Consider the following 24,378-nt stretch of genomic DNA (forward strand, 5'->3'; position numbering starts at 1 on the left):
CCAGAGGCGCGGCGGGAATTGCCTTGGGTCGCGGGGCGGGGTATGGCGCGGGTCATGCCCAGGTATGCCTTGCTCGTGGAATATGACGGACGCCCCTTTGCCGGATGGCAGAGGCAGGCGGACCTGCCTTCGGTTCAGGGGGCGATCGAGGCCGCGCTGGCGAAGCTGGAGCCGCGTGACCACACGATTGCCGCCGCTGGACGCACCGATGCCGGGGTACATGCCCGCGGGCAGGTGGCCCATTGCGATATGGTCAGGGACTGGGAGCCGTTCCGCCTGTCGGAGGCACTGAACTACCATCTGAAGCCCGATCCGGTGGCGATCCGGGGCTGTGTCCGGGTGGCGGAGGACTGGCATGCGCGGTTCTCGGCGGTGGAGCGGCGCTATCTGTTCCGCCTCTTGATGCGCCGGGCACCCGCGACGCTGGAGGACGGCATGGTCTGGCGGGTGAACCATGATCTCGATGTTGCGGCCATGCAGGCCGGAGCGGCATTTCTGATTGGAAACCATGACTTTACTACCTTCCGGTCAGTCATGTGTCAGGCGCAGTCGCCGGTGAAGACGCTGGACGAGATCCGGGTGGAACGGGTTGACGGGTTCGCGGGGCCGGAAGTGCAGTTCTCGCTCCGGGCGCGCTCCTTCCTGCACAACCAGGTGCGCAGCATCGTCGGCACGCTAGAGCGGGTCGGGGCCGGGGCCTGGGCGCCGGAGGACGTGAAACATGCGTTGGAGGTAAGGGACCGCGCCGCCTGCGGACCTGTGTGTCCGCCGTTCGGGTTGTATCTGATGGGGGTTGGTTACCCTGAGGCTGTATTTGCCTGAGTGCTCGCCGCGCAGCACGGTTTACGCCTTGTTTTTATGACTTTACGCCTTGCAGCTCTGCGGTATGATCGGCTTCAGCGGGATGATTTACCCGTATCCGGGGGAACAGGAATGAAGATAATTTTGGCCGCTGTTGCCGCCTTCATGACAGCGAACGCAGCGCAGGCGCTGCCGGTGATTGTAAACGCCGGGTTCGAGGATCCGGCATATTCGGGCACCTTCTCAATTCCGTCGCAGGGCGCTCTGCCGGGGTGGTCCGTTATCGCGGGAAACGTGGAGACGGTGGATGCCTGGACGGCTTCGGAAGGGGTGCGCAGTCTCGATCTGAACGGGGTCAACCCCGGGGCGATTTCGCAGGCGATTTCCGGCTTCGACGTCGGCGCCTCGTACCGGCTGCTCTTCGACATGGGCGGCAACTTCTTTCAGGGGGCGACCTCGCAGACGGCGAGCGTGACCATCGGGGGAACGACGCAGTCCTTCACCTACGTCAAGAAGGCGACGGACACGAGCACCAGTTTCGACTGGGACACCATGACGCTCGATTTCATCGCGACCGGCACGTCACAGACGCTGACCTTCTCGCAGGTGTCCTTTTCGCCCGCAGCCGGGGCGGCGCTGGACAACATCCGGATCGAGGCGCTCTCGGCGGTGCCGTTGCCCGCAACCTTGCCGATGCTTCTGGCTGGGCTGGGGGCCTTCGGGCTCGCCCGGCGGCGCAAACAAGGCTGAGACGACACGGAAGGGCGCCCGCAGGCGCCCTTTTTTGTCCGGTCCGTGCATTTGGCTTGCGTTTTTCCGGGGCAGGCGTAAACACCGCGCCATGATGCAGACCCCGAGAATCCGACGAGCCTGAGCTCTTTTTGCCCTGCGCCCTGCGCATGGCTCTCGCTTTTGCATCCATTCCCCTCTTAAATCCTTGACAGACCACGGGTGCCTTGGCACCCAAATGTCTCCCATCACACGAGGACCGTGACATGATCTCTCCCGTTCTGCCGACCTACGCGCGTGCGCCGCTGCATTTTGTCGAGGGCAAAGGCACCTGGCTGACCGACGAGACGGGCCGACGCTTCCTCGATCTGGGCAGCGGCATCGCGGTGAACGCGCTGGGCCACGCGGCGCCGGAACTGGTGGCGGCGCTGACCGAGCAGGCGAACAAGCTGTGGCACCTGTCCAACCTCTACGAGATTCCGCAGCAAGAGGCACTGGCGCAAAAGCTGGTCGATGAGACCTTTGCCGATACGGTGTTCTTTACCAACTCCGGGACGGAAGCCTGCGAACTGGCCGTCAAGATGGCGCGCAAGTATTGGTACGAAAAGGGAAAACCGGAAAAGGTGGAGATCCTGACCTTTGCCGGGTGTTTCCATGGGCGCTCGTCCGCCGCGATTGCGGCCTCCGGTGCGGTGAAGATGGTGAAGGGCTTCGGGCCGGTGCTGCCCGGCTTTGTGCATCTGCCGTGGGGCGATCACGACGCGCTCGACGCCGCAATAAACGACAACACCGCCGCCATCCTGATCGAGCCGATCCAGGGCGAGGGCGGCATTCGCCCGCTGCCGGATCAGTGCCTGCAGGGGCTGCGCAGGCTGTGCGACGAGAAGGGCATCCTGCTCATTCTCGACGAGGTGCAATGCGGCGTTGGCCGTTCCGGCAAGCTGTTCGCGCATGAATACGCCGGGGTGACGCCGGACATCATGATGGTGGCGAAGGGCATCGGCGGCGGCTTCCCGCTTGGCGCAGTTCTGGCGACGGAAGAGGCGGCGGCGGGCATGGTTGTCGGCACGCATGGTTCGACCTACGGGGGCAACCCGCTGGGTTGCGCGGTGGGTCTGGCGCTGATGAATGTGGTCTCCGAGCCTGCTTTCCTCGAAACGGTCCGTGCCCGCGCCGGGTTCCTGCGGCAGAAACTCGAAGGGCTGGTCGCGGCGCATCCGGACACCTTCGAGAGCGTGCGCGGGGTCGGGCTGATGATCGGTCTCAAGACGAAGCCCGCCCCGGCGGATGTGGTCAAAGCGGGCTATGACGCCGGTGTGATCACGGTCCCGGCGGCGGACAACATCGTGCGCCTGCTGCCGCCGCTGAACATCACCGAAGAGGAAATCGCCGAGGCCATCGACCGTCTGGACAAGGCCGCAACCGCGCTCGAGAGCGCCTGATTTTCCTCATGCTTCCGATATGCCGGGAGTCCGGGGCCTGCGTCCCTGCCTCCGGCCCGATAAAAAGAATAACGATATGAAACACTTCCTGGATATTCACAAAACCGAAGAAGCTCAGCTTCGGCAGATCATCGACAATGCCAAGTCCATGAAAAACGCCCGCAATGGCCGTCCGAAGGCCGCGCCGGATGACGACTTGCCGCTCAAGGACCGCATGGTTGCGCTGATCTTCGAGAAGCCCTCGACGCGGACGCGCGTGTCCTTCGACGTGGGCGTGCGCCAGATGGGCGGACAGACCATGGTGCTGTCCGGCAGCGACATGCAGCTGGGCCATGGCGAGACGATTGCGGACACCGCCCGGGTGCTCAGCCGCTATGTCGACATGATCATGATCCGCACCTTCGACGAGTCGGTGCTGGAGGAGATGGCGGAATATGCCTCCGTGCCGGTGATCAACGGGCTGACCGACCGCACCCACCCCTGCCAGATCATGGCGGACGTGATGACCTTCGAGGAGCATCGCGGGCCGATCAAGGGCAAGAAGGTCGTCTGGTGCGGCGACGGCAACAACGTCTGTGCCAGCTTCCTGCATGCGGCGGGGCAATTCGGCTTCGATCTGACCTTCACCGGTCCGGTGCAGCTCGATCCGGAGATGGAATTCGTCGGCTTCGCCCGCAACAAGGGCAGCAGCGTGGTGATCGAGCGCGATCCGTTCAAGGCGGTGGAGGGCGCGGACCTGGTCGTGGCGGATACCTGGGTGTCGATGCACGACGCGCAATCGGCGCGGGAGCGGCGGCACAACATGCTGCGGCCCTTCCAGGTGAACGAGAAGCTGATGGAGGCGGCGGGCAAGGACGCGCTGTTCATGCACTGCCTGCCTGCGCATCGCGGCGAGGAAGTGACCTCCGAGGTGATGGACGGGCCGCAATCGGTGATCTGGGACGAGGCGGAGAACCGCCTGCACGCCCAGAAGGCGATCATGCGCTGGTGTGTCGGCGGCTGAGCCTAGAACACCATCCGCGTAAACCACGCGATCGCGGTGAGCCAGAACAGGGGCACCGCGATCAGCACCGTGCCCCAGGCCAGCGGTACGCCGGGATGCGCGGCATGGCGCAGGTGCGTGCCGTGGCTGCGAAACTGATAGGGCGCGAGCCCGCCGCGCGGCGGGCGTCCGATGGCCGAGCGTTCGAAACGGGTTTCAGGCATGGCAGTCTCCTATGGCCCCGACGGCGCGAGCGATACCACGCCGCCTCTTAAGGCCGGGCTAAGACAGTAGGGCCTTGCCAAGGCGCACCGGCGGACTAGCCTGATCTTTCCAAACAGAAAGGAAAGCCCCGATGACGGCACCGACGATCGGCCTGTATGGCCTGGGCACCATGGGGGCGGCGCTGGCGCTCAACATGGCGGAGAAGGGCGTGTCCGTGCAAGTCGCCAACCGGACGGCCTCTGCCGTGTTGCGGTTCATGGACCGGGCTGGATCGCTGGCGGAGAATATTCAGGGGCATCAGACGCTTGGCGGGTTGATCGCCGGTTTGCCCGCGCCGCGTCTGCTGGTGGCAATGATCCCCTCGACAGCGCCGATGGACGGGTTTCTGGACGATGTGATCGGCCAGTTGTCGCCGGGCGACACGGTGATCGACGCCGGCAATGCGGATTTTCACGACACCCGGCGCCGGGCGGCGCGGCTGGCGGAGCATGGGCTGCATTTCGTCGGACTGGGCGTGTCTGGCGGCGAGGAGGGCGCGCGGCACGGGCCGTCGATGATGATGGGCGGCAGCCCGGAAAGCTGGGCCGGGCTGGAGCCGATCCTGACGCGCATCGCGGCGAAGCATGGGGAGGATCCCTGTGTGGTGCGCTGTGGTCCCGATGGGGCAGGGCATTTCGTCAAGACCGTGCACAACGGCATCGAATACGCGGATATGCAAATGATCGCAGAGGTTTATGATCTCCTGCGGTTTGGGGGCGGACGCGATGTACGGGACGTCAGTGCGATATTCAAGGACTGGAACGCGGGGCGGCTGGAGAGCTACCTGATGGAGACCACCGGCGAGGTGCTCTCCTATGCCGATGCGCCGACCAACCTGCCGTTCATCGACCTGATCGAGGACAAGGCGGGGCAGAAAGGCACCGGGCGCTGGACCGTGATTGAGGCGGTACGGCTCGGTCAGAGCGCGTCGATGATCGAGGCGGCGGTCGCCGCGCGGGCGTGGTCTGCGGAGAAGGCCCTGCGCGGCGTGGTGGAGGAGACGTTCGGCGCGGATCGGGCGGATCTGGACCTCGACGTGGGGCTTCTGGAGCAGGCGATGCTGGCGGCGCGGGTGTTGGAGTATGCGCAGGGGTTCCGCATTCTGGCGGCGGCCTCGCAGGAATACGACTGGGGCCTCGATCCGGTGCGCATCGCGCAGATCTGGCGGGCAGGGTGCATCATCCGGGCGCGTCTTCTGGATGACATTGCGGAGGCCTTGGCGGAGGAGCCGCCGGAAGGGCAACTCTTCCTCGCGCCGCGCTTTTCCGGTGTGCTGATGCAGGGCATCCCGGCCCTGCGGGAGGTGGTGACGCGGGCAGCGGAGGCGGGCTATGCCACGCCGGTGCTCTCCGCGGCCTTGACGTTTTGGGATGTCCTGCGGCAGGGGCGCGGGACGGCGTCCCTGATCCAGGCACAGCGCGATTTCTTCGGCCGTCACGGGTTTGAAAGGACCGACCAGGACGGCGATTTCCACGGACCTTGGTGGAAATAGTCTACGTTCCCCGAGGCTTGGCCCGCAGCGTCGGATCAGCCTCGCGCGGGTCTTCGGGCCAGGGGTGGCGCGGGTAACGCGCGCGCATGTCCTTGCGCACGTCGGCATAAGAGCCGTCCCAGAACCCGGGCAGGTCCATGGTGGTCTGCACCGGGCGATGCGCGGGGGAGAGCAGGGTGACTTTCAGGGGCGTCTTTCCAACCATCGGGTGGGTGGTCTGGCCGAAGAGTTCCTGAAGCCGCAGTTCGATTTCCGGGTGCTCGCCGGCGTAGTCGATGGGGATCTGCCGCCCGAGCGGTGTGGTGAAATGGGCTGGAACGGCGCGGTCGAGTGCCTGCATCTGGTCCCAGTCCAGCATAGCGCGGAGCGCGGGCAACGGGTCGAACTTCTTCCAGTCAGCGGCGGTGCGGACGCCGGACAGGTAGGGCAGGAGCCAGTCTTCCAGCGTCTCCATGAGCGCCTCCGGGCCCATGTCCGGCAGATCGTGACCCGCGTCGCGGGCGAGGGCGACGCGGGCGGTGAAGCGGCGGGCGGCATCCGTCAGGTTCAGGCCCAGATCGCGCACGCCGTCCAGCATGGCGCGGGACAAGGCCGCGTCCGGCGCGTCTTTCCAGAGGCGGTCCCCCAGGGCGATGGCCCCGAGGCGCTCCTGCTGGCGCGCGACGACGCGGCGTTCGCGTTTCGACCATTCGATGGTGTCTTGCCATCGGATCTGATCGGAAAAGAGCCCGCGCAGGGCGCTTTCCGTGATCTCGATGGCCTGTCGGATCTTTGCCTCGCGGGGGTTGCCGTCGGTGTCGGTGACGACGATGAGGCGGGCGTTTGCGAGGCTGTCGGACTCGTCCATGACCGCGCCCTTTCCGCCTGACAACTGATAGCGTGGGGCATCCCCTTTGCGGCGCAGGCCAATGCGGTCCGGATAAGCCAAGGCGGCCATTTCCGCGGGGCTAAAATTCCCGCCATGAGATTTTACAAGTTTTTCAAGGCGTTTCGCCTCTGTCTTGATGTTTTGAACGACATTTCGATTCACGGGCCACGGGCGGCGTTCCGCGAAGGCACGTGGATCGCGGATCGCTTCCAGTCGGAAGGCAATGTCTGTGGATGCTTTCGTAAGTGGATCGCGTTCGGACAAGAGACTTGCCAATATAGCTGCTTTTGAACCGGAAGTTTGCAGCATATGGGCAAGGCGGGCGTGAAGAGGAATCCGCGCGAGGTCCCTTCCGTGGGCGGTAATCCGGTGGTTTTCGTCCAAAGCGCCGAGCATGCGCAGGAGCGCCTGAGCCTCGGAAAACGCGCCGGAGGGCGGTTTTGTGAGGAACGGAAGCTCTGAGGGATCGGCGCCCCATTGCGCCAGTTCGAGCGCCAAGCCGGAGAGGTCCGCCGCCTCTATTTCTGCTGGAGGATAGGGACTTAGCGCGCCTTCTTCACCTTTCGTCCAAAGTCGGTAGGCCGTGCCTTCGGCGACGCGTCCGGCGCGGCCCGCGCGTTGGGTCGCTTCGGCCTTGGTCACGCGTTCGGTCACGAGGCGGGACATGCCGGAGCCGGGATCGAAGCGGGCGCGGCGGGATTTGCCGCCATCGACGACGACGCGGATGTCCTCGATGGTGAGGGAGGTTTCGGCGATTGAGGTCGCGAGGACGACCTTGCGCCCGGTGGTTTCGGGGCGGATCGCGGCGCGCTGGTCGGCGAAGGGCATGGCGCCGAAGAGCGGGCGCAGGACGGCGTCCATTGGCAGGCGGTTTTTTAGGAGCGCCTCGGTGCGGCGGATCTCGCCTTCGCCGGGGAGGAAGGCGAGAAGGCCGCCTTCGGTCTCCGAATAGGCCTGCGCGATGAGGTCCGCCATGGCGTGATCGAAGCGGGTGGTCTTTGGCAGGGGCTTGTCGAGCCAGCGGGTCTCCACCGGGAAAGCGCGGCCTTCGGAGGTGAGGATCGGGGCCTGCATGAGGTCGGCGACGGGCTGGGCGTCCAGCGTCGCGGACATGGCGAGCAGGATCAGGTCGTCGCGCAGCGCGCCTGCGATTTCGAGGCAGAGGGCAAGGCCGAGATCGGCGTTCAGGCTGCGCTCGTGAAATTCGTCGAAGATCACCGCGCCGACGCCGGGCAGTTCGGCGTCAGACTGGATCATGCGGGTCAGGATGCCTTCGGTGACGACTTCGATCCGGGTTGTCTTGCCGACCTTGGATTCGCCGCGGATGCGGTAGCCCACGGTCTGCCCCGGCTCCTCGCCCAGCGTCTCGGCCATGCGCTGCGCGGCGGCGCGGGCGGCGAGGCGGCGGGGCTCGAGCATGAGGATCCTGCCCTTGGTCAACCCCGCATCGAGCATCGCGAGCGGCACGCGCGTCGTCTTGCCCGCGCCGGGAGGTGCTTGCAGGACGGCACGGCCGTGGCTGCGCAGGGCTGCGATGAGATCCGGCAGGGCGGCGTCGATGGGCAAGGCTTGGGTCATGCGGCGCTTATGCGTCAGGGGCGGGCGCTTTGGAAAGGGGGGGGGGGGGGGGGGGGGGGGGCGCCCGCGGCGCGGCCGCCCCGGGGGGGGGGCGGGGGGGTTTTTGGGGGGGGGGGGGGCCCCGCCCCCCCCACCCCCGGTGCTCCGCACGGAGGTATTTGGGGACCAAAGAAGCGGTGGTTGCGCGAACATCGGCCGCGGCTTCTGGACATTCCGTTTCGCGCGGGGGAAGAGTCCGGCCATGGATATGGAAGAGATGTCACAGCGGATCCTGGCCGGGGAGCGGCGCGCGCTGGCGCGGGCGATCACGCTGGTCGAATCGGGACGCGCGGATCATCGGGCGCAGGCGACGGCCTTGCTGGAGCACTTGCGCGGGCATGGGCGCGAGGCTTTGCGGATCGGGCTTTCGGGAACGCCCGGGGTGGGCAAGTCGACCTTCATCGAGGCGTTTGGCTGCCTGTTGACCGGGCAGGGCCTGAAGGTCGCCGTTCTGGCGGTCGATCCGAGTTCGGCGCGGTCGGGCGGGTCGATCCTGGGCGACAAGACGCGGATGGAGCGGCTGGCACGCGATCCGAATGCCTTCATCCGTCCCTCGCCGTCGCAATCCCAACTCGGCGGTGTGGCGCGGCGGACGCGCGAGGCAATCGACCTTTGCGAGGCGGCGGGCTTCGACGCGGTGCTGATCGAGACGGTCGGCGTGGGCCAGTCGGAAACGATGGTCGCGGAGATGGCGGACCTGTTCCTGCTTCTGCTTGCGCCTGCGGGCGGCGACGAGCTGCAGGGGGTGAAGCGGGGCATCATGGAGATGGCGGACATCCTTCTTGTCAACAAGGCGGACGGTGATCTGAAGTCCACGGCGATCCGGACCTGTGCCGATTATGCCGGGGCGCTGCGTCTGCTCAGGAAGCGTCCGCAGGACCCACAGGGCTTCCCCAAGGCGATGACGGTTTCGGCGGTCGAACAGTCCGGACTGGAGCAAGCCTGGGGCGAGATGCAGGCGCTGGCGGACTGGCGGCGGGAGCACGGCCATTTCACGCAACGCAGGGCGGCTCAGGCGCGGTACTGGTTCGAGGCGGAAGTGCGTGAGGCGATTCTCGCAAGGCTCAAGCGCGAGCCGGTGAAAGGCGCGATGACGGCGCTGGCCGGGCAGGTCGAGGACGGTCATCTCAGCCCGGCGGCGGCGGCGGATCAGCTGATGCGCGAATACCTGATGATGTAGGGGACAAGGCGCGGGATTCACGCTTGACGCGGGAAGGCGATGTGCCTAAAGACACCGAACCAGATTCAGGGCGCCGGGGTGGCGCCCTTTGATATTGGCGTATCCACCGGGATCGGCGGGCCGCGCCCATAAGAAGATGAGGATAGACCCATGTCGCGTGTTTGCGAACTGACTGGAAAAGGCCCGATGACTGGCAACAATGTCAGCCACGCCAACAACAAGACCCGTCGGCGCTTCCTGCCGAACCTGAACGACGTGACCCTGCAGTCCGAGACCCTCGGCCGTGGCGTCAAGCTGCGCATCTCCGCAAGCGCGCTGCGTTCGGTGGACCACCGTGGCGGTCTCGACAAGTTCCTTGCAAAGGCGAAGGACGTCGAACTGTCCGACCGCGCACTGAAGGTCAAGAAAGAGATCGCGAAGGCGCAGGCCGCCTCCGCCTGATCTGTTTCCAGAGAGTTTTCAGACAGCCTCCGGCCCATGGCCGGGGGCTGTTTCCGTTTGGTCCGGGAGCGGCGTCCTGCTGCGAGGCGAAAGGCCGCGTGTGCGGGGGCTTACCTCGGGCCCGGCGAGGGGCTATTCCGGAGCGTATGACGCGACTCATGTCCAGATGGTTCGGCCTCGGCCTTGCCCTGCTGCTGGCCTTCACCTCGGTGCAGGTGGCGGCGGCGCGGGGGGAATCGCCCGCCGTCGGGACAATGGTGATCTGCATTGGCCAGACGGTGATGACCGTCGCGGTGGATGCCGACGGCCAGCCCACCGAGGGTGACGCGCACCTCTGCCCTGATATTGCACTGTCGCTCTTCGTTGACGCGGGGGGAGGGTTCCAGCCGGTGGAGCCGGTGGCGATCGTTGTCACGCTGGCGCGTGATCTCTCCGAACCGCGCAGCGCCGGGCGCGATGCGCCGGTGCAGCAGGCGCGGGGGCCACCTGTCCTGTCCTGATTCCCTGAGACTGCAAGGACATCTGCCCGGTGGAGCAGGCCCGCGCGGCCGAACACCGGCCATAAAGGACAAGACAATGACACAGACGATGATGTTTGCGGGCTTCGCGGCCCTGATGCTGGCTGCTCCCGCGATGGCGGAGATCACCGTGACGGATGCCTATGTGCGCTCCGCCATGCCCGGGGCACCGACCGGCGCGGCCTTCATGGTGATCGAGAACACCGGCCCGGAGCCGGACCGGCTGATCGACGTGCGTTCGGACGTGGCGGCAAAGGTGGAACTGCACACGCATCTCGATCAGGGCGGCGGTGTGATGAAGATGGTGCACGTGGAGGAAGGCTTTGCCCTTCCGGCTGGTGACGTCCACAGGCTGGCGCGGGGCGGCGATCACGTGATGTTCATGGGGCTGAAGCAGCCGCTGGTGCAGGGCGAGACGGTGACGGTCACGCTGGTGTTCGAGAAGGCGGGCGAGCGGGTCGTGGAGATTCCCGTCGACCTCGATAGGCAGGAAAGCCATGGCATGATGCAGCACGGCATGACGCCATCGAACTGACACAGGGGAGCGGGGCGCAGCCCCGCCCTACAGGATCGCGCCGCCCGGGTCCGTCCGGGCGGTGTCCCCTCAGCCGAGCAGACTCGCCACCCACTCCGGCACGACACGGGTGGCTGGGCCAATGCGGCGGCTGTGGAACAGCCGGGACAGGTCGGTCGGTTCGAGGTTCAACTCGATGGTCTGGGCTCCGGCCTGCCGCGCCTCCTGCACGAAGCCCGCGGCAGGATAGACCTGCCCTGACGTGCCGATGGCGGCGAAGAGGGTGCAATCGGCCAGGTGGTCCGCGATCTCCTCCATGAAATAGGGCATCTCGCCGAACCAGACCACGTCCGGCCGTGCGGTCGTGCCGTGACAGGCGGGGCAGGCTGTGTCCGGCGTCATGTCGAGTGGCGCGGTCCAGCGATGGCCGCAGGCGGCGCAGAGCGCCCCGGCGAGGGTGCCGTGCATGTGGATGGCCTCGGACCCTGCCTTTTCGTGCAGCCCGTCGACGTTCTGCGTGATCAGCACGACCTCCCCGCCGAACGCCCTTTGCAGACGGGCAAGGGCGTCATGGGCGGCGTTGGGCCGGGCTTCCGACGCCTGAATCCGGCGGGCGGTATAGAAGCGATGGACCAACGCGGGATCGCGGGCATAGCCTTCGGGAGTGGCCACGTCCTCGATGCGATGTTGCGCCCACAGACCGCCCTCGTCGCGGAATGTGCCAAGGCCGCTTTCGGCGGACAGGCCGGCGCCGGTGAGGATGACGATCTTGTCCATGGCAGGGTGTCCTCTTGTCCCGGCCCGGCCGGAAAGGTAGGCCGGGGGCATGGCACAAAGTATCCTCTTCGTCTGTCTCGGCAATATCTGTCGCTCCCCGAGTGCCGAGGGGGTGGTGCGGCAGATGGCGGCGGCGCGGGGGCTTGAGCTGACGCTCGACAGCGCGGGCACAGGGCCGTGGCACGTGGGCGAGCCGCCCTATGCGCCGATGCAGACCGCCGCGAAGGCGCGGGGCTACGATCTGTCGGCGCAGCGGGCACGCAGGGTGACCCCGGCGGATTTCTCCCGGTTCGACCGGATCGTTGCCATGGATTCAGGCAACCTTGCCGATCTGCGGCGGATGCAGCCGAAGGGCTCTCGGGCTGCGCTGGAACTGTTTACGGATTTCGCGCCGGACCTCGGCATCGCCGGGGTGCCGGACCCCTATTACACCCGCGATTTCGACGGGACGCTGGACGTTGTCGAAACCTGCGCGGCGGGGCTTCTCGATCAGCTGTAAAGTGCCTTGGCCACCAGCCAGGCGGCCGGCAAGGAAACGGCAAATCCCGCGACGGCGGCCCAGAGGATCGGCATCAGGGTGCCATAGCCCATGACCAGAACAGCGATGATGAAGGTGCCCGCGAGGGTTGTCGAAATCAGCGAGTAAAGTAGTCCGGCGAGACGCAGCATAGGGTCCTCCTGTCTTCGGGTATTCCGGATACATATGATATTTCTGATGTGTCTGCCTTGATCTGCATCACGATCCGGCGCCGCAAGACGGATCGGGGGCGAATCTCTTGATGGTTGTGATCGGGCTCGGGTAAGACGGGGCCACGCATTCATGTGAACGGATAGACGATGACTCGATTGACCCTGATCGCGGGCCTTTGCGCGGCCCTGCTCCCGGCCTGCTCGCCGCTTGCGGTGCTGGAGAAGGCGCGCGAGGTGGACGCGCCGGTGGCCAGTTGCGACCGCTACAGCGGGCCGCGCTGCACGTTCGACAAGGCGCCGCTGCGGGTCTTGCCGGAGCCGGTGACGATCGGCGGGCGACCGTACCAGTTCTTTCCGACAGCGAGCCAGTTGAATTTCGTGGATGCGGACGGCACGACGTGGATTGCGCCGCGGCGGACCCTGACGGATGGCGCCTCCGTGCCGCAGATCTTCATCTCCATCGTCGGCGATCCGACCAGCCCCGAGTTCCGCAATGCGGCGGCCATGCACGATGCCTATTGCGGCATCGGCAACGAGACAGGCGGGATGTTCCACAAGGCGCGGTGGCAGGACGTGCACAAGATGTTCTATGACGGGCTGGTCGTCGGGGGGGCCGCGCCGGGGGTGGCCAAGCTGATGTTCGCAGCGGTCTGGCTGGGCGGGCCGCGCTGGGAGACGAGCCTGACGCTGGATCATGTCCCGGTCGCGGCACGGCAGCAGTCTATGCGCAAGGCGAAAGCCTTCATCGAACGCGAAGACCCGCCGATCAATCGATTGATTAAATTCCTCGAAACGCAGGATACGGCGCTGATTACGGCTTATCCGAAGATCGGCGCGACGAAAGCCGCCGCCGGGCCGCAGGATGGGTCGATGGCCGCCGCCGCGGTGCCTGCGACGGAAACTCCCGAAACCTTCGGTCAGGACGGGGAGGAGATCATCGATCCGGTGATCGTCGATCCGGTCACCCTGGTGCCGCAGACCGGAGACCGGACTATCCTGCTGCCACCGGGGGAAATCACCGCGGATCTCGACATGCCTGTCGATGGTGAGACCGGCGGCACAGAGAGCACCAAGGGCGATCCGGGCCAAGGGTTGCAGTAATTTGCAACGTGCGCGGTTTGGCAAAACCGCGCAAGGGCCGGGGCGTCCGCCGTGCGCCGGATAGAGATTGAACCCTTGGCACTTGCGAGGCCTGGCGCTTCTGCGCCCTGTCTGCGGGTCATTCGAACACGTTCGATGCCCTGCGGTGGCACACGTCTGACCGGGGTGTCGTAATCCGTCCCGGCGCATTTAATGCCGAAGTTTCACCCATAATTAGCGATTCCATGTGAGGCTGAATGCAGGCTCAAGCCAACCACGCCGTCGAAACGGGACAGGGCCCGTGGCGTGGCAAATCACCCGTCAGATTGGCCAGATCGCGCTCTGGTTCCTACTGACAGGGGTCTGTTCCATCGTGCCGCCGGGCGCGATGCGTCATGAGTTTCGAGATCAAGGTCGTCGGGCTTCCTGCCAGACCGCGATGTGATGAGTCTCGGGTTCCAATATTGCGCTCTTTTCGACGGCCACTTCGCGGCGCGGTCGTGTTCAGCCTCCGGAAGGATCAAAAAGGATGGCGCAACGGGCAACCAGGCCTGCCCGGACAGGATCGGGATTTCCGAGGGTCCGCCCCTCGAAAGCCACCCCGGGGTCTGCTACTTATACTATACGTGCCTCCGGGCGTAATACCGCATCGCGTGTCATTCCTGCTGCCGAAGCGGGTTCAAGGGAGGAAACCGAATGACGTCCATGAAACCCCTGCTCGCCACCTTCGGAACCCTCGCCACGCTGGCCTCCGGCGTTCTGGCGCAGGACATTGCGGTGATTGCCGGCTCCATCGAAGACGGCTTCTTCGACCTCATCCGGATGGGGGTCGAGGATGCAACCCTGATGGTCGAGGCCAACGGCGGCACCGTGACCTACCTGCAAACACCAAACTACGACAACTTCGGTCCGGACCTCGTGACCCTGATCGACCAGGCCGTGGCGCAGGGCGCCGAGGGGATTGCGATCCCGGTCTGGGTCCCGGAGGCGCAGGTCCCGGCGCTGCAGGCGGCCGCGGCGGCAGGTGTCGTCATCATGCAGTACAACGCCGGTCAGTCCGTCAAGGATGACCTCGGTGCGATCAACTATATCGGCTCCGACGAATATGTCGCGGGTGTTGCCGCCGGCAAGTACATGGCCGGCAAGGGAGCCACGCACATCCTGTGCCACATCCAGGTTCCCGGTGCCGTCAACCACGAGACCCGGTGCCAGGGGGTGATCGACGGGGCCGCCGAAGCCGGTGCGAGTGTGACCACGCTGCGCGTTCCCGCCAGCCTCGATGGGGATGTGGCGGGCACGGCTGAGGTGATCCAGGCCGCACTGATGGGCGATCCGTCCATCGACGCGGTGATCAACCTGGCGGCCTGGGCCTCCGACGCCTCCGCCAGCGCCGTGTCCCGGATCGGGGGCAAGCAGATGATCGGCACATTCGATCTGAGCCCGTCGGTTCTGGAGCGGATCGCCAACGGCAGCCAGACCATGGCGATCGACCAGCAGCCTTACCTGCAGGGGTTTCTCGCAACGTCCTTGCTGTTCGCGCACCTCAAATTCGGCACCGAGTTGGCTACCGATCCGGTGCTGACCGGCCCGGCCATTGTCGACGCCACGAACGTCGAACGTGCGCTCGAAGGCGTAAGACTCGGGGCGCGCTGACTCCATCGCCTCGCCGTCCTGCGCGGGCTTGCGCACTGTCAACTCTCTCGCGCGCGCCGGATGGGGTTGCACCGTCCGGCGCCCACGTCACCGCGCCGCCGACTGTACAAGCGCCGCCTCGCCAGCGCATGGTGTCGGAGCGAACGGGCGGCTGTCCGGTCCTCTCGCGGGCCGAGCCGCCTTGCCATGACAGAAATACCTTGGACAGGTGAAACCGAGATGACTCTTCGAATTGCCGTGATCGGCGCTGGTATCATGGGGGCGGACCACGCCCGGATCGTCGCCGAGGATCTGCCGGGCGCAAACTTGCAGGTGGTCTGCGACATGGACGCGGCCCGGGCCCGGGCTATTGCCGACAAATACGGTGCCGACTCTGCCACCGATCCCGAAGTCACCATCGCCCGCGAGGACGTGGACGCGGTGATCCTGGCCAGCCCCGATTTCACCCATGCGCCGCTGAGCCTCGCCTGCATCGCGGCAGGCAAGAAGGTGCTGTGCGAGAAACCGCTGTCGCAAGAGGCCGGGGAGTGCCTCGACGTGATGAAGGCCGAAGAAGCGGCGGGCGAACGGTTCGTCATGGTGGGCTTCATGCGCCGCTATGACCCGGCTTACATCCAGATGAAGGCCGCCCTGGACGAGGGCCGCATCGGTCGCGCGCTGATGATGCACAACTGGCATCGCAACGCGGTGACCCCGGCGGCGGATTTCACCGGCGCCATGGCGATCACCAATTCCGCGCCGCATGAATTCGACGTGCTGCGCTATGTGCTTGGCTCCGAGGTGCGCACGATCAGCGCCAGCCAGCCGAAGCGTTCGGATTCCAAGGTCGCCCCGGTGGTCATGGTCATCGAGACCACGGACGATCAGCTTGTCACTATCGAGGTGAACAACAACGCCGCCTACGGTTATGACGTGAAGGCGGAACTGGTGGGCGAGACCGGCAGCATCGCCACCAACCATGTCTCCTACACGCTGATGGACCAGAACGCCCGGAAGTCCGTCGGCCATGATCCGGACTGGCGGGATCGCTATGCGCAGGCCTATCGCCAACAGAACAAGGCTTTTGTGTCCTGGGCAAGCGGTGGCGCCTATCCTGCGCTGGCGGCGGACAGTTGGGACGGCTATTGCGCGTCCGTGATCGCCGCGACGGGCGCGGCGGCGCTGACCGAAGGTGTCCGCAAGAGCGTCGATCTGATTGCCCGGCCCGCATTTTACGAGCGAACGTAACAGGAGGCGGCCCTTCGACGCCGCGGTTTGCATGGGACAGCCCGGGCTGCGGACAGCGCCGGGCAGGGCGCGAAACCCCTTGCGGATCCGAAGGCGGCACGGCAGAGCTGCCAGGGCAGCACGCTACCAGACCTCAACCCCGGATCGGACCCGATCCCTCTACAGGACAGACCCCATGCTGAAAGTTGGCCTTCTTGGCGCCGGGCGCATCGCCGGTGTGCATGCCACCGCAATCACGGCGCACCCCGGCAGCACGCTGGTCGCCGTCTCCGACTATCTCCCGGCCAATGCCGAGAAGATCGCGGCGCAATACGGCTGCGCGGCGCGGAGCACAGAGGAGATCATCGCCGATCCGTCGATCGACGCGGTGTTGATCGCGACGTCGACCGACACCCACTCCGGCCTGATCGAAGCCGCCACCAGCGCGGGCAAGGTCGTGCTCTGCGAAAAGCCGGTGGACCTGTCGCTGGAGCGCGCCTGCGCCTGCCTCGCCCATGCGGACAAGACCGGCAAGCCGGTGATGATCGGCTTCAACCGCCGCTTCGATCCGAATTTCGGTGCCTTGAAGAAGGCCCTGGAAGCGGGCGAGATCGGCAAGGCCGAACTGCTCTCCATCACCTCCTTCGACCCCGCGCCGCCGCCGGTGGCCTATGTCAAGGTTTCGGGCGGCATCTTCCGCGACATGATGATCCATGACTTCGACATGGCGAACTTCCTGATGGGCGCAGCGCCGGTCACGGTTGCCGCGACCGCCTCCTCCATCGTCGATCCGGAGATCGGCTCGGTCGGCGACTTCGACACCGCCGTGGTGAGCATGACCTACGCCGATGGCCGCATCGCGGTAATCAAGAACTCCCGCCGCGCCGTCTATGGCTATGACCAGCGGGTTGAACTGCTCGGCTCCAGGGGCTTGTTGCAGGCACAGAACATGCTGGAAAACACCGTTGTGAAATCGACGGCCGACGGCGTGACCGGGGCGAAGCCGACCTATTTCTTCCTCGAACGCTACATGCCCGCCTATGCGGCGGAATGGGCGGCCTTCGTGGAGGCGGTCAAGGGCGGCGGCTCGATGCCGGTGACCCTGCGCGATGGCGTCGATGCGTTGGCGATGGCCGAGGCGGCGACGGCATCGGCGAAGAGTGGCGGTGCGCCGGTGCGGGTGGACTCGGTCTGATAAGCAGACTGTCTTGCGAATTGAGCGGCCCGGAAACTTTCAAAGTTTCCGGGTCGAATTCTTTTCAAGAATTCGTCTCCAGCCGAAATTTGAGGAAGCGTTCGCCGTCATAGTCGATATCCGCGATCTGCTGCGCGCCCATGCGCCTCAGCGCCCCGAGGTGGCGGCGGGACGGCGGCAGCAGGAAGGTCACGAAGGGGATGCGTGGATCGGTCCGGGCGATGTCCAGCATCCTTCGGGCGAGGGCGAGGCCATGGCCGAAGCGGTCGGGGCGCAGCACGAGGCCGAAGTCCCATTCCTCCCCTTCGCGCTGGAAGCCGCCCCAGCCGATGTACTCCCCATCCGCAAGGATTGCCCAATGCCCGAGGCCGTCGCGGGCCCATGTGGCTTCCTTCAAGGCGATGAACTGCCGGACCATCGCCGCGTCCCACGCCGCCGTGAGCAGGGGCATGTGGTCCGCCACGCGCGGGTCCGACATATGAGCGAGGATCGCCTCCGGGGCGACCTCGGTCAGGCGAATGAAATGATACTGTGTCATGGCCGCGGGCGTAGGCATGGCCCGCCCCCGCGTCCAGATGTTTCACCCGGCCTCACCGGGAGTTGAGCCTCACTCCAGCGCCGCCGTCGCCGTGAAGATCGTCGTGGTCCAGTCCTTGCTGAACAGCACATCCGTGTTGTCCGGATGCTCGCTCCTGAGGTCCAGGTTCGTGTTCAGGTGGCTGGTCAGGTAGATCGCCCGTTCCGTCGCGGGCAGGAAAGCGGTGCCGTCATGGCCGTCCTTGAACCGTCCGGCGAGGAAGCCGGGCGGGATGGTCTGGTACAGCATCGCCACCCGCACGGAGGCCGGGGCGCTGCCCTCGGGCAGGTCGATGACGTAGCTGATGGCGTCGGACCCGGCGAGGGTGTCGTCGCTGTAATGCGGGTCGGCCTTGATCGCGCTGCCGGGGACGAGGCTGTCGAATTGAGGCTCGGTGGCATAGGCGGCGGTGCATTTCTCGATGCCGAAAATGCTGTCCTGGACGATGGCATCGCCGCAGCCGAGCGCCGCAACCGACATGTACCCACGTGGCAGGATGCGGTTGTCCTTCGCATCGTGGAACAGGGCAAGCGTGCGCGAGGTCAGCGTGCCGGTGTCGTCCACCGCCTGCACCTCGTAGATCTGCACCTCGCTCTCCTTGGTCACAGTCTCCCGGTGCGGTTGCAGGTTGGCGGGGTTGCCGTCCGGTGTCTCGCTGGGGAGCAGGTTCCACGACCCGTCCGCCGCCTGCATGCAGGCGCCGTCACAGATCGCGCCGTAGGGGTTGGTGTCGCCGGAAATCCAGAGGGTCTTACCCGCCGCGTCCAGCACCTCGACCCGAAGGAAGCCGCGCCGGAAGCCCGCGCCGGAGGGGAACTTGTGCCCGGCGTTGTTGGTGATCAGCAGGTCCGCCTGCACCACGGTGCCGCGCATCTCCACGCCGTCGATGGCAATTTCGATGGCGGCTTGCGGCTCCACCGTGGTGGTGCCTTCGGGCAGGCCGGTGCCGTTGGCCTGGCTCGTGGCTTGCTCGACAATCGCCATCTGGCCGTTCAGCAGGTAGTTCTGGATGACCGCCATCTCCTCGCCCATGGGCGTCGTGGCGAAGTCCGGCACGTTGTCGTCATGCATGTCCACGCCGAGCACATCCGGGAACTGCACGAACATCTCGAAGACCGGCAGGTTGATGCCCATCAGCCGGTGGCGGCGGTAGGTCTTGGCCGTCAGCCCGGCGGTCGATTGCGCCATGATCGCGCCATGGTCGCTGCCATTCGCCGGGTTCGTCACCAGCGGCATGTGACAGCCCTGACAGGTGTTGCCGTTGTCCTCCTCGCTGGCGAAGGCGCTGTTGATCCATTCGAGATAGGTCGCCTGTTCATATCCAAGCGTCACGCAAGGATCGGTCAGCGGATTGCCGAACTGGTCCCGCGTCGCAGGGGCGAAGGTGGTCCGGTCGGCGGTGCAGGCGGCGGGACGGTCGTAATAGGGATATTGCGCCTTCAGCTCCGGGGTGCTGTCGGGCAGCGGGCCGCCGGGCTTGTAGCTGGTGGGGATTTCCGGGACGATCAGCACATGGCAAGCCCCGCAGAGCACCGCCTGCCGCAGGTAACTGGTCTTTGTGCCGGTATTGAACGCCTGCGCGATGGCAAGGCGGTCGTCGTCCCACATCGGCGCTGGGTCCAATGTCTCCACCGGGTCCGGCGTCATGATGGTTTCCATGTCATAGGCAAAGGTGGCGGTGAACTCGTGTTGCAGCGGGCGCTTCTGTTCGGAGGGCTGGCGCATGTCCACGTCGTACTTGTTCGGCCCGTAGAAGACGTCATAACTCGTCGGATCGGGCGTCGGCGTCCATTGGCCGTTCTCGTTCGGCAGTCCGATGCGGTGACAAGTCTCGCAGGAGACGCCATCGCGGGCAAGGCTGCCGTATTTGGCGTAAAGCTCCGGGTTCTCCGCCACCGGTTTGCCGGGGATAGGCGCGCAACTCAGATCCGGCGGAAACGGCTTGCCGCGTTCATGGTCGGAGAGGATGCCGGGCAGGGTGGCGTAGAACAGATCGGTGCAGAACGGCTGCTCCGTGCCAAAATCATACTCAACCTGCCGCTCACCCATCTCGCCGTGACAGGAAAAGCAAACGTCCTGAATGACATGCGGGTCGGCCCACGGATGCGTGTTCGTCTCCGTCTCGATCTGCGCCTGCCAGATCGGATCGCGCGTGGCGAGGCGCATGATATTGGCGTTCCAGTCGCCGTATTGCGACCAGTTGGCGAGCCAGACGTCGTGATCCTCCCTGGAGGTCGAATACATCATCTCTGGCAGGCCGCCGCCTTCGACGAAAAGGGCGCTGTCATGGCAGGCCTGGCAGAACTGTCCGGTCGAGAAATCGTCGCGGCAGACGATGGGATAGCCCTGCGGCGGGTAGCCCTCATCACCGGGGTTGCAGTTCGGCGGATTGCCCGGCGTGGCGCGGACCACCAGTTCCAGCGAGGTGTCCCCGGCGCTCTGCGGCGGGAACCAGACCACCTGATCCTTGCTCAGAAGCGGGATCTGCGGGGCGTCCTTGAGATAGGTGCGGTTGAAGAAGTCGACGAACCCCTGCGCCGCCGCGCCGCCCTCGGGCAAGGGCACACTCGGGGTGTCGCCGGTCTGGAACACCGGCGGCGGGACGGTCAGCCCGTCATTGGCCCGAGCTGACGTCCCGATGAGAAGCAGCGCGGTGAGAAGTGCCTTGCCGAATACCCGTGTCATGCCAATGCGCTCCTTGTGTGAACGGTGGTGCGGACAGTCCCCGCGCGTGCCTGCGCGCCCAGAACGGCGCCTCGGGCCAGCGGGTCTCCATCGCGTAGATGCGGGCGTAGCTGTGACGGTACTGGCCATATGCCTGGGCCTGCAGCGCGGCCAGGGTCTGCCGGGCGCCGGCAAGCGCTGCCGCGCGGTCGTCGTCCGCGAAGGCCTCGATCAGCAGCGCGGCCGCCTGCGCGCCGCTTGTCAGCGCTTCGGTGACTCCCTGGGAGGACAACGGATCGAAACTTTGTGCGGAGTCGCCGATGGCGAGGAGGCCGGGAAGCCCGTGTGGTCTCAACTGCGTCTCACCGGCCTGCGCCCCGCGGATGCTGCCCGTCGCCTCGTAACCATGCCGCTCCAGATGTGGGCGGATCAGCGTGCTTTGCCGCAGCAGGGAGAGGAACCCGGCGGGTTCCCGCGCCAGCCAGGCCTCGGGCAGGTCCCGGTCGGTGTGCAGGACGACGACCCGGTGTTCGGGGGTGCCGGGTACGGCGTTGCTGTACCAGTATCCGAACGGCGCGGCCTCGATGCGGGTGAATCTGTCATTGGCGTCGGCGTCGGCGGTGATGAAGGCCAGAGCGTAGGCAAACATCGGATCGTCGGCCTGCCGCGGCAACGAGAGCAGCCGGGCAAGTGCCGCGCTGCGTCCGGTGGCGTCGATCAGCACCTGGGCGGAGAGCGGCTCGCTCCTGTATTCGGTCTCGCAGGCCACGCCCCAAAGACCGTCGGACCTTCGGTCGATGGCCGTGATCCGCGCACCGGCGGTCACTGTCGCGCCGGCGTCCCGCGCAACCCGCCGCAACGCCTTGTTGAAACCGCAGCGATCCAGGCACAGACCGTAACCTTTCGGCGTGTAGAAGTAATCCAGGACATGGCTCGCCGACTCGCCCCAGGCCGAAGTCACGCCGCGCGACGGGTAGGAGACCGGCAGCAGCGCATCGCCCAGCAGGTCCTGCGCCAGATCGACGGATTTCGGCGGCAGTGTCTCGCCGATGCAGAAACCCGGGTTAACCCGGTGTTCGAGCAGGCGCACCGAGAGGCCCGCCCGCGCCAGCGGGATCGCGGCAGCACAGCCCGCCGGACCGGCCCCGGCGATGAGAACGTCGACGTCACGCATCACTGTCGCTCTTGCCGCAGGCGACCGGGAGCAGGTTTGACGGCGGCGCGTTCAGACTCGGGTCGCGTTCGAACTCTTCGTAGACGGTCGAGCCGTTCTGCACGACCGGATTGCCGGAGGCGTCCTTCTTTGGCAGCACCATGCCAAGCTTGGGCCAGGCATAGACCATCTGGTCATAGCCATCGGTTCCGGACAGCGGTTGCCCGTACTGATCATAGCCCCGAAACCATTCGCGGTAGGTGCGGGTGCCGGTCTCGGCGTCGAACTTGAATACGATCTCCGGACGCTGCACCGGCCACCAGGCGGTGTTGCAGGACCAGTAATCGCCGTGCCAGGGGCTCGACATGTAGGCCGCGACGGAGCCGGGCTCCGTGCCCGCCTTCACCCGGAACCCCTCGGCGAAGAGCTCTGGGTAGCAGATCAGGTAGGGAAACTCGATACCCGGGTGAAAGCCGCCGCCGATGGTCGGCTCCAGCGCTGCGATGTCCATGGCGGTGGGCTGCTCCGCCAGCGGATAGGCGTCGAGCGGCTGTGGCACGAACGGCGTGCCGGTGGTGAACTTGCCCTCGGCCCAGTCCTTCAGACGGGCGAGGTCATTGGCGGTCAGGCTGAGGTACTGGTTCGGCAGGTCGTTGCCAAGCTGCTGGTTCTGCAGGGGTTTGCCCGCCGTGCCCCAGAGCTTCGGCATCTTGTTGCCCCGCGCGGTGCGGGTGGCGACGCGGGGCGGTCCGGCGGGGGCCGGGGGCGCGGGGGGGAGCGTGTCGATGAGCTTGCCCCCCTCTGCCACGCGCATCAGCCGGTAGATCTGCGTGCGCACCGGCTTCGCGGCCTCCGAGGGGTCCTCGAAGACGGACAGATTGGCCGCGCTCAGCATGTTGCCCGCCTGCTTCGGCCCATGCGCGAGGTTGCGGTTCTGCGGTGTCACCCCCGCCGCCTCCGCGCTGACCCAGCCGTAATTCACTGCACGGGCGAGGATCGGGTAGACGTCGCGGTAGAACTCGGTCGGTTTGCCGTGGTTCGGGTCGGCCTCCGGGAACGCCTCGAACACCCGGTCCTTGATGCTGACGACGTGGTACATGTAGGGGGCATATTTTGGCGGAGCGGTGACGATCCAGCCGCCGTTGGCCGCGTTCCGTGTGCCCTCGTCCGAGGGCGTTGTCACCCCGTCCCGGGTGCTGAGCACGGTGCCGTCCTTCAACGTCACCGTCACGTCGATCTCGCCGCCACAGGTGTCATCCCACCAGCCCGGCACGTTGAAATAGGCAAACTGGTTGACCAGCGGCTGATAGGCGTGGTCGATCACCGGACCATTGGGCGGCATGTAGCGTTCGGAGGGGTTCGACAGCTTGATCTTCGGCGTGGTCACGCACGCCGCCTTGCCCGGCCCGGCGAGGAAGACCAGACGCCCCAGATCATCAAGCCTCAGACGCCCGATCTCGATATCCGTCGCGGGGGTATAGGTCACGTCGACCGGCTTTGCCGGGTCGCGGGTACACAGCGCGGCATCGTCATAATCCAGATACCCGGGCAGCTGGCTTTCCCCGACATTGGTGAAACAGTCCCCGGCAAGGATCACCTGATTGGTATTCTCGCTGAGCGCGATGGTCTGCGGGCCGGGGTCGATGATGAGGTCCGTCCTGTCGATGGGATCGGTCTTGTCGCCCTGGATGTTGGGATTTCGTAATTGCGTCGGATCGAACAGATACGCGCCCTGGAACGCGTAATTCGCCGCCTTCATGTTGCGCACATGCACCCGCCAGCGCATATCCTGGCACAGGTCGGACGTCAGTTCGGCCACCACCGCGCCGGTCTCGTCATAGCCATAGATGCGATACCGCTGCGCCTGCCGTTTCAGCCGCATCTGCGGATCGCGGTAGGTGCCGCCATCGGGGCCGGGACCCGGCGGGCCTTCGGGCGGCAGACCGGGGTCGACCACCTGTCCGGGGGCCTCCGGGCCGATGAAATAGTCGTCGCTGTCGCCAAGGCGCGCGATTCCGATACCGGGATAGATCCTGATCCGGGTGATGCTGCCTGCCATGGTCGTCTCCCAAGGGGTTGGGTCAGGGCCTGCGCGGTGCTCAGAGGTCCGAGCTGTGTCGAATGATCCAGTCTGCTGTGCCGGTGCGTTCGATCACGTAGCGATTGCCGTGATTTTCGATTGTGGCGCGGGTTAGGGCGCCCGTGATGTCGGCGGCGCACACTGAGAAACCGGGACCGAAGTCAGCCCGGACCGAAGCGGCAAGCAACGCCATCAGCGGCGGGGCCGGGGGCGGGGCCGGAAGATACGCACAAAGAGCCTGCGTCCCGGCGGAGGTCATCGCGCCGGCAGTCAGGATGAAGCGTCTTCGGTCCATAAAATTTCCTCGCTCCTGTTTCTCTATTCTGAGTTGAAGTTGACGTTAAGGCAACTCCTTTTGCGGTAAAAAGGCCATGGCACCGGAAAATCTTCGCAATTCCCTGCCTGAATTATCCGGCCACCAATGGCAGAAATCAAAATTAGACGTTTGAAATCAA

The 24,378-nt window shown here is 65.8% G+C and carries 23 protein-coding genes; 14 read left to right on the top strand and 9 right to left on the bottom strand.

The window, feature by feature from the left end; translation table 11 throughout:
• Window positions 1-54: 54 nt before the first annotated feature.
• From truA to argF, 4 genes are all read left to right on the top strand, one after another.
• Window positions 55-822: a tRNA pseudouridine(38-40) synthase TruA gene (truA, locus tag ACP159_RS12695; protein ID WP_425100094.1), complete on the top strand. Its 768-nt coding sequence runs from the start codon at window positions 55-57 to the stop codon at window positions 820-822.
• A gap of 111 nt (window positions 823-933) precedes the next feature.
• The gene (locus ACP159_RS12700) at window positions 934-1,551 is read left to right on the top strand and encodes a DUF642 domain-containing protein (protein ID WP_425100095.1); all 618 of its coding nucleotides are present in this window, start codon (window positions 934-936) and stop codon (window positions 1,549-1,551) included.
• Between the two features lie 245 nt (window positions 1,552-1,796).
• Entirely contained in the window at window positions 1,797-2,972 is a 1,176-nt protein-coding gene (locus ACP159_RS12705; RefSeq protein WP_425100096.1) for an aspartate aminotransferase family protein, read from the top strand.
• Between the two features lie 76 nt (window positions 2,973-3,048).
• Complete coding sequence (gene argF / locus ACP159_RS12710) at window positions 3,049-3,975, top strand: ornithine carbamoyltransferase (protein ID WP_425100097.1); 927 nt, start codon at window positions 3,049-3,051, stop codon at window positions 3,973-3,975.
• Between the two features lie 2 nt (window positions 3,976-3,977).
• Here argF and ACP159_RS12715 read toward each other — a convergent pair whose 3' ends face one another.
• On the bottom strand, window positions 3,978-4,178 hold the full coding sequence (locus tag ACP159_RS12715) for a hypothetical protein (protein ID WP_425100098.1): 201 nt from the start codon (window positions 4,176-4,178) through the stop codon (window positions 3,978-3,980).
• A gap of 131 nt (window positions 4,179-4,309) precedes the next feature.
• Here ACP159_RS12715 and gndA point away from each other — a divergent pair, with 131 nt between their 5' ends.
• Complete coding sequence (gene gndA, locus ACP159_RS12720; RefSeq protein WP_425100099.1) at window positions 4,310-5,710, top strand: NADP-dependent phosphogluconate dehydrogenase; 1,401 nt, start codon at window positions 4,310-4,312, stop codon at window positions 5,708-5,710.
• A gap of 1 nt (window position 5,711) precedes the next feature.
• Here the strand turns inward: gndA and hrpB are convergent, their stop codons facing one another.
• Window positions 5,712-8,156, bottom strand: coding sequence for an ATP-dependent helicase HrpB (gene hrpB, locus ACP159_RS12725; RefSeq protein ID WP_425100100.1), 2,445 nt, complete (start codon window positions 8,154-8,156; stop codon window positions 5,712-5,714).
• A gap of 241 nt (window positions 8,157-8,397) precedes the next feature.
• Here hrpB and meaB point away from each other — a divergent pair, with 241 nt between their 5' ends.
• The 4 genes from meaB to ACP159_RS12745 all read left to right on the top strand — a co-directional run bounded on the left by meaB (window position 8,398) and on the right by ACP159_RS12745 (window position 10,869).
• Window positions 8,398-9,375, top strand: coding sequence for a methylmalonyl Co-A mutase-associated GTPase MeaB (gene meaB, locus ACP159_RS12730; protein ID WP_425100101.1), 978 nt, complete (start codon window positions 8,398-8,400; stop codon window positions 9,373-9,375).
• 150 nt (window positions 9,376-9,525) lie between these two features.
• Window positions 9,526-9,816, top strand: a complete 291-nt coding sequence (gene rpmB, locus ACP159_RS12735) for a 50S ribosomal protein L28 (protein WP_425100102.1) — start codon at window positions 9,526-9,528, stop codon at window positions 9,814-9,816.
• 158 nt (window positions 9,817-9,974) lie between these two features.
• Complete coding sequence (locus ACP159_RS12740) at window positions 9,975-10,316, top strand: hypothetical protein (RefSeq protein ID WP_425100103.1); 342 nt, start codon at window positions 9,975-9,977, stop codon at window positions 10,314-10,316.
• A gap of 76 nt (window positions 10,317-10,392) precedes the next feature.
• Entirely contained in the window at window positions 10,393-10,869 is a 477-nt protein-coding gene (locus ACP159_RS12745) for a copper chaperone PCu(A)C (RefSeq protein ID WP_425100104.1), read from the top strand.
• A gap of 69 nt (window positions 10,870-10,938) precedes the next feature.
• Here ACP159_RS12745 and ACP159_RS12750 read toward each other — a convergent pair whose 3' ends face one another.
• Entirely contained in the window at window positions 10,939-11,625 is a 687-nt protein-coding gene (locus ACP159_RS12750; RefSeq protein ID WP_425100105.1) for an NAD-dependent deacylase, read from the bottom strand.
• Between the two features lie 49 nt (window positions 11,626-11,674).
• Here ACP159_RS12750 and ACP159_RS12755 point away from each other — a divergent pair, with 49 nt between their 5' ends.
• Complete coding sequence (locus ACP159_RS12755; RefSeq protein ID WP_425100106.1) at window positions 11,675-12,124, top strand: low molecular weight protein-tyrosine-phosphatase; 450 nt, start codon at window positions 11,675-11,677, stop codon at window positions 12,122-12,124.
• On the opposite strand, the gene ACP159_RS12760 is transcribed toward ACP159_RS12755, so the two are convergent.
• Window positions 12,115-12,294 carry a CTP synthetase gene (locus tag ACP159_RS12760; protein WP_425100107.1) on the bottom strand — a complete coding sequence of 60 codons (180 nt, stop codon included), beginning with the start codon at window positions 12,292-12,294 and terminating at the stop codon, window positions 12,115-12,117. The two genes, ACP159_RS12755 and ACP159_RS12760, sit on opposite strands and share 10 nt — an antisense overlap.
• A gap of 168 nt (window positions 12,295-12,462) precedes the next feature.
• Here ACP159_RS12760 and ACP159_RS12765 point away from each other — a divergent pair, with 168 nt between their 5' ends.
• The 4 genes from ACP159_RS12765 (at window position 12,463) to iolG (ending at window position 17,449) form a co-directional block, all read left to right on the top strand.
• The gene (locus ACP159_RS12765) at window positions 12,463-13,416 is read left to right on the top strand and encodes a DUF1353 domain-containing protein (protein WP_425100108.1); all 954 of its coding nucleotides are present in this window, start codon (window positions 12,463-12,465) and stop codon (window positions 13,414-13,416) included.
• 675 nt (window positions 13,417-14,091) lie between these two features.
• Window positions 14,092-15,048 (top strand): substrate-binding domain-containing protein, encoded by a 957-nt coding sequence (locus tag ACP159_RS12770; protein ID WP_425100109.1) that lies wholly within the window; start codon window positions 14,092-14,094, stop codon window positions 15,046-15,048.
• Between the two features lie 219 nt (window positions 15,049-15,267).
• The gene (locus ACP159_RS12775; RefSeq protein ID WP_425100110.1) at window positions 15,268-16,275 is read left to right on the top strand and encodes a Gfo/Idh/MocA family oxidoreductase; all 1,008 of its coding nucleotides are present in this window, start codon (window positions 15,268-15,270) and stop codon (window positions 16,273-16,275) included.
• Between the two features lie 175 nt (window positions 16,276-16,450).
• Window positions 16,451-17,449 (top strand): inositol 2-dehydrogenase, encoded by a 999-nt coding sequence (gene iolG, locus ACP159_RS12780; RefSeq protein WP_425100111.1) that lies wholly within the window; start codon window positions 16,451-16,453, stop codon window positions 17,447-17,449.
• 64 nt (window positions 17,450-17,513) lie between these two features.
• On the opposite strand, the gene ACP159_RS12785 is transcribed toward iolG, so the two are convergent.
• The 5 genes from ACP159_RS12785 to ACP159_RS12805 form a co-directional block, all read right to left on the bottom strand.
• Window positions 17,514-17,987: a GNAT family N-acetyltransferase gene (locus ACP159_RS12785; RefSeq protein ID WP_425100112.1), complete on the bottom strand. Its 474-nt coding sequence runs from the start codon at window positions 17,985-17,987 to the stop codon at window positions 17,514-17,516.
• A gap of 69 nt (window positions 17,988-18,056) precedes the next feature.
• Entirely contained in the window at window positions 18,057-20,711 is a 2,655-nt protein-coding gene (locus ACP159_RS12790) for a hypothetical protein (protein ID WP_425100113.1), read from the bottom strand.
• On the bottom strand, window positions 20,641-21,864 hold the full coding sequence (locus ACP159_RS12795; protein ID WP_425100114.1) for an FAD-dependent oxidoreductase: 1,224 nt from the start codon (window positions 21,862-21,864) through the stop codon (window positions 20,641-20,643). The genes ACP159_RS12790 and ACP159_RS12795 overlap by 71 nt, the downstream gene beginning before the upstream one ends.
• A complete protein-coding gene (locus ACP159_RS12800) occupies window positions 21,857-23,902 on the bottom strand; it encodes a LodA/GoxA family CTQ-dependent oxidase (RefSeq protein ID WP_425100115.1) in 2,046 nt (681 codons plus the stop codon). Before ACP159_RS12800 ends, ACP159_RS12795 begins: the two co-directional genes overlap by 8 nt.
• 40 nt (window positions 23,903-23,942) lie before the next feature.
• Complete coding sequence (locus tag ACP159_RS12805) at window positions 23,943-24,218, bottom strand: hypothetical protein (protein WP_425100116.1); 276 nt, start codon at window positions 24,216-24,218, stop codon at window positions 23,943-23,945.
• Between the last annotated feature and the right edge of the window lie 160 nt (window positions 24,219-24,378).

Origin of the sequence: Tropicibacter sp. S64 (genome assembly GCF_049803835.1) — a bacterium.
In the GTDB taxonomy this organism is placed as follows: Bacteria; Pseudomonadota; Alphaproteobacteria; order Rhodobacterales; family Rhodobacteraceae; genus Pacificoceanicola.

Excerpts from the sequence above, each read along its gene's own strand:
- truA (WP_425100094.1), top strand. The coding sequence starts at position 55 with ATGCCCAGGTATGCCTTGCTCGTGGAATATGACGGACGCCCCTTTGCC.
- ACP159_RS12700 (WP_425100095.1), top strand. The coding sequence starts at position 934 with ATGAAGATAATTTTGGCCGCTGTTGCCGCCTTCATGACAGCGAACGCA.
- ACP159_RS12705 (WP_425100096.1), top strand. The coding sequence starts at position 1,797 with ATGATCTCTCCCGTTCTGCCGACCTACGCGCGTGCGCCGCTGCATTTT.
- argF (WP_425100097.1), top strand. The coding sequence starts at position 3,049 with ATGAAACACTTCCTGGATATTCACAAAACCGAAGAAGCTCAGCTTCGG.
- ACP159_RS12715 (WP_425100098.1), bottom strand. The coding sequence starts at position 4,178 with ATGCCTGAAACCCGTTTCGAACGCTCGGCCATCGGACGCCCGCCGCGC.
- gndA (WP_425100099.1), top strand. The coding sequence starts at position 4,310 with ATGACGGCACCGACGATCGGCCTGTATGGCCTGGGCACCATGGGGGCG.
- hrpB (WP_425100100.1), bottom strand. The coding sequence starts at position 8,156 with ATGACCCAAGCCTTGCCCATCGACGCCGCCCTGCCGGATCTCATCGCA.
- meaB (WP_425100101.1), top strand. The coding sequence starts at position 8,398 with ATGGATATGGAAGAGATGTCACAGCGGATCCTGGCCGGGGAGCGGCGC.
- rpmB (WP_425100102.1), top strand. The coding sequence starts at position 9,526 with ATGTCGCGTGTTTGCGAACTGACTGGAAAAGGCCCGATGACTGGCAAC.
- ACP159_RS12740 (WP_425100103.1), top strand. The coding sequence starts at position 9,975 with ATGTCCAGATGGTTCGGCCTCGGCCTTGCCCTGCTGCTGGCCTTCACC.
- ACP159_RS12745 (WP_425100104.1), top strand. The coding sequence starts at position 10,393 with ATGACACAGACGATGATGTTTGCGGGCTTCGCGGCCCTGATGCTGGCT.
- ACP159_RS12750 (WP_425100105.1), bottom strand. The coding sequence starts at position 11,625 with ATGGACAAGATCGTCATCCTCACCGGCGCCGGCCTGTCCGCCGAAAGC.
- ACP159_RS12755 (WP_425100106.1), top strand. The coding sequence starts at position 11,675 with ATGGCACAAAGTATCCTCTTCGTCTGTCTCGGCAATATCTGTCGCTCC.
- ACP159_RS12760 (WP_425100107.1), bottom strand. The coding sequence starts at position 12,294 with ATGCTGCGTCTCGCCGGACTACTTTACTCGCTGATTTCGACAACCCTC.
- ACP159_RS12765 (WP_425100108.1), top strand. The coding sequence starts at position 12,463 with ATGACTCGATTGACCCTGATCGCGGGCCTTTGCGCGGCCCTGCTCCCG.
- ACP159_RS12770 (WP_425100109.1), top strand. The coding sequence starts at position 14,092 with ATGACGTCCATGAAACCCCTGCTCGCCACCTTCGGAACCCTCGCCACG.
- ACP159_RS12775 (WP_425100110.1), top strand. The coding sequence starts at position 15,268 with ATGACTCTTCGAATTGCCGTGATCGGCGCTGGTATCATGGGGGCGGAC.
- iolG (WP_425100111.1), top strand. The coding sequence starts at position 16,451 with ATGCTGAAAGTTGGCCTTCTTGGCGCCGGGCGCATCGCCGGTGTGCAT.
- ACP159_RS12785 (WP_425100112.1), bottom strand. The coding sequence starts at position 17,987 with ATGACACAGTATCATTTCATTCGCCTGACCGAGGTCGCCCCGGAGGCG.
- ACP159_RS12790 (WP_425100113.1), bottom strand. The coding sequence starts at position 20,711 with ATGACACGGGTATTCGGCAAGGCACTTCTCACCGCGCTGCTTCTCATC.
- ACP159_RS12795 (WP_425100114.1), bottom strand. The coding sequence starts at position 21,864 with ATGCGTGACGTCGACGTTCTCATCGCCGGGGCCGGTCCGGCGGGCTGT.
- ACP159_RS12800 (WP_425100115.1), bottom strand. The coding sequence starts at position 23,902 with ATGGCAGGCAGCATCACCCGGATCAGGATCTATCCCGGTATCGGAATC.
- ACP159_RS12805 (WP_425100116.1), bottom strand. The coding sequence starts at position 24,218 with ATGGACCGAAGACGCTTCATCCTGACTGCCGGCGCGATGACCTCCGCC.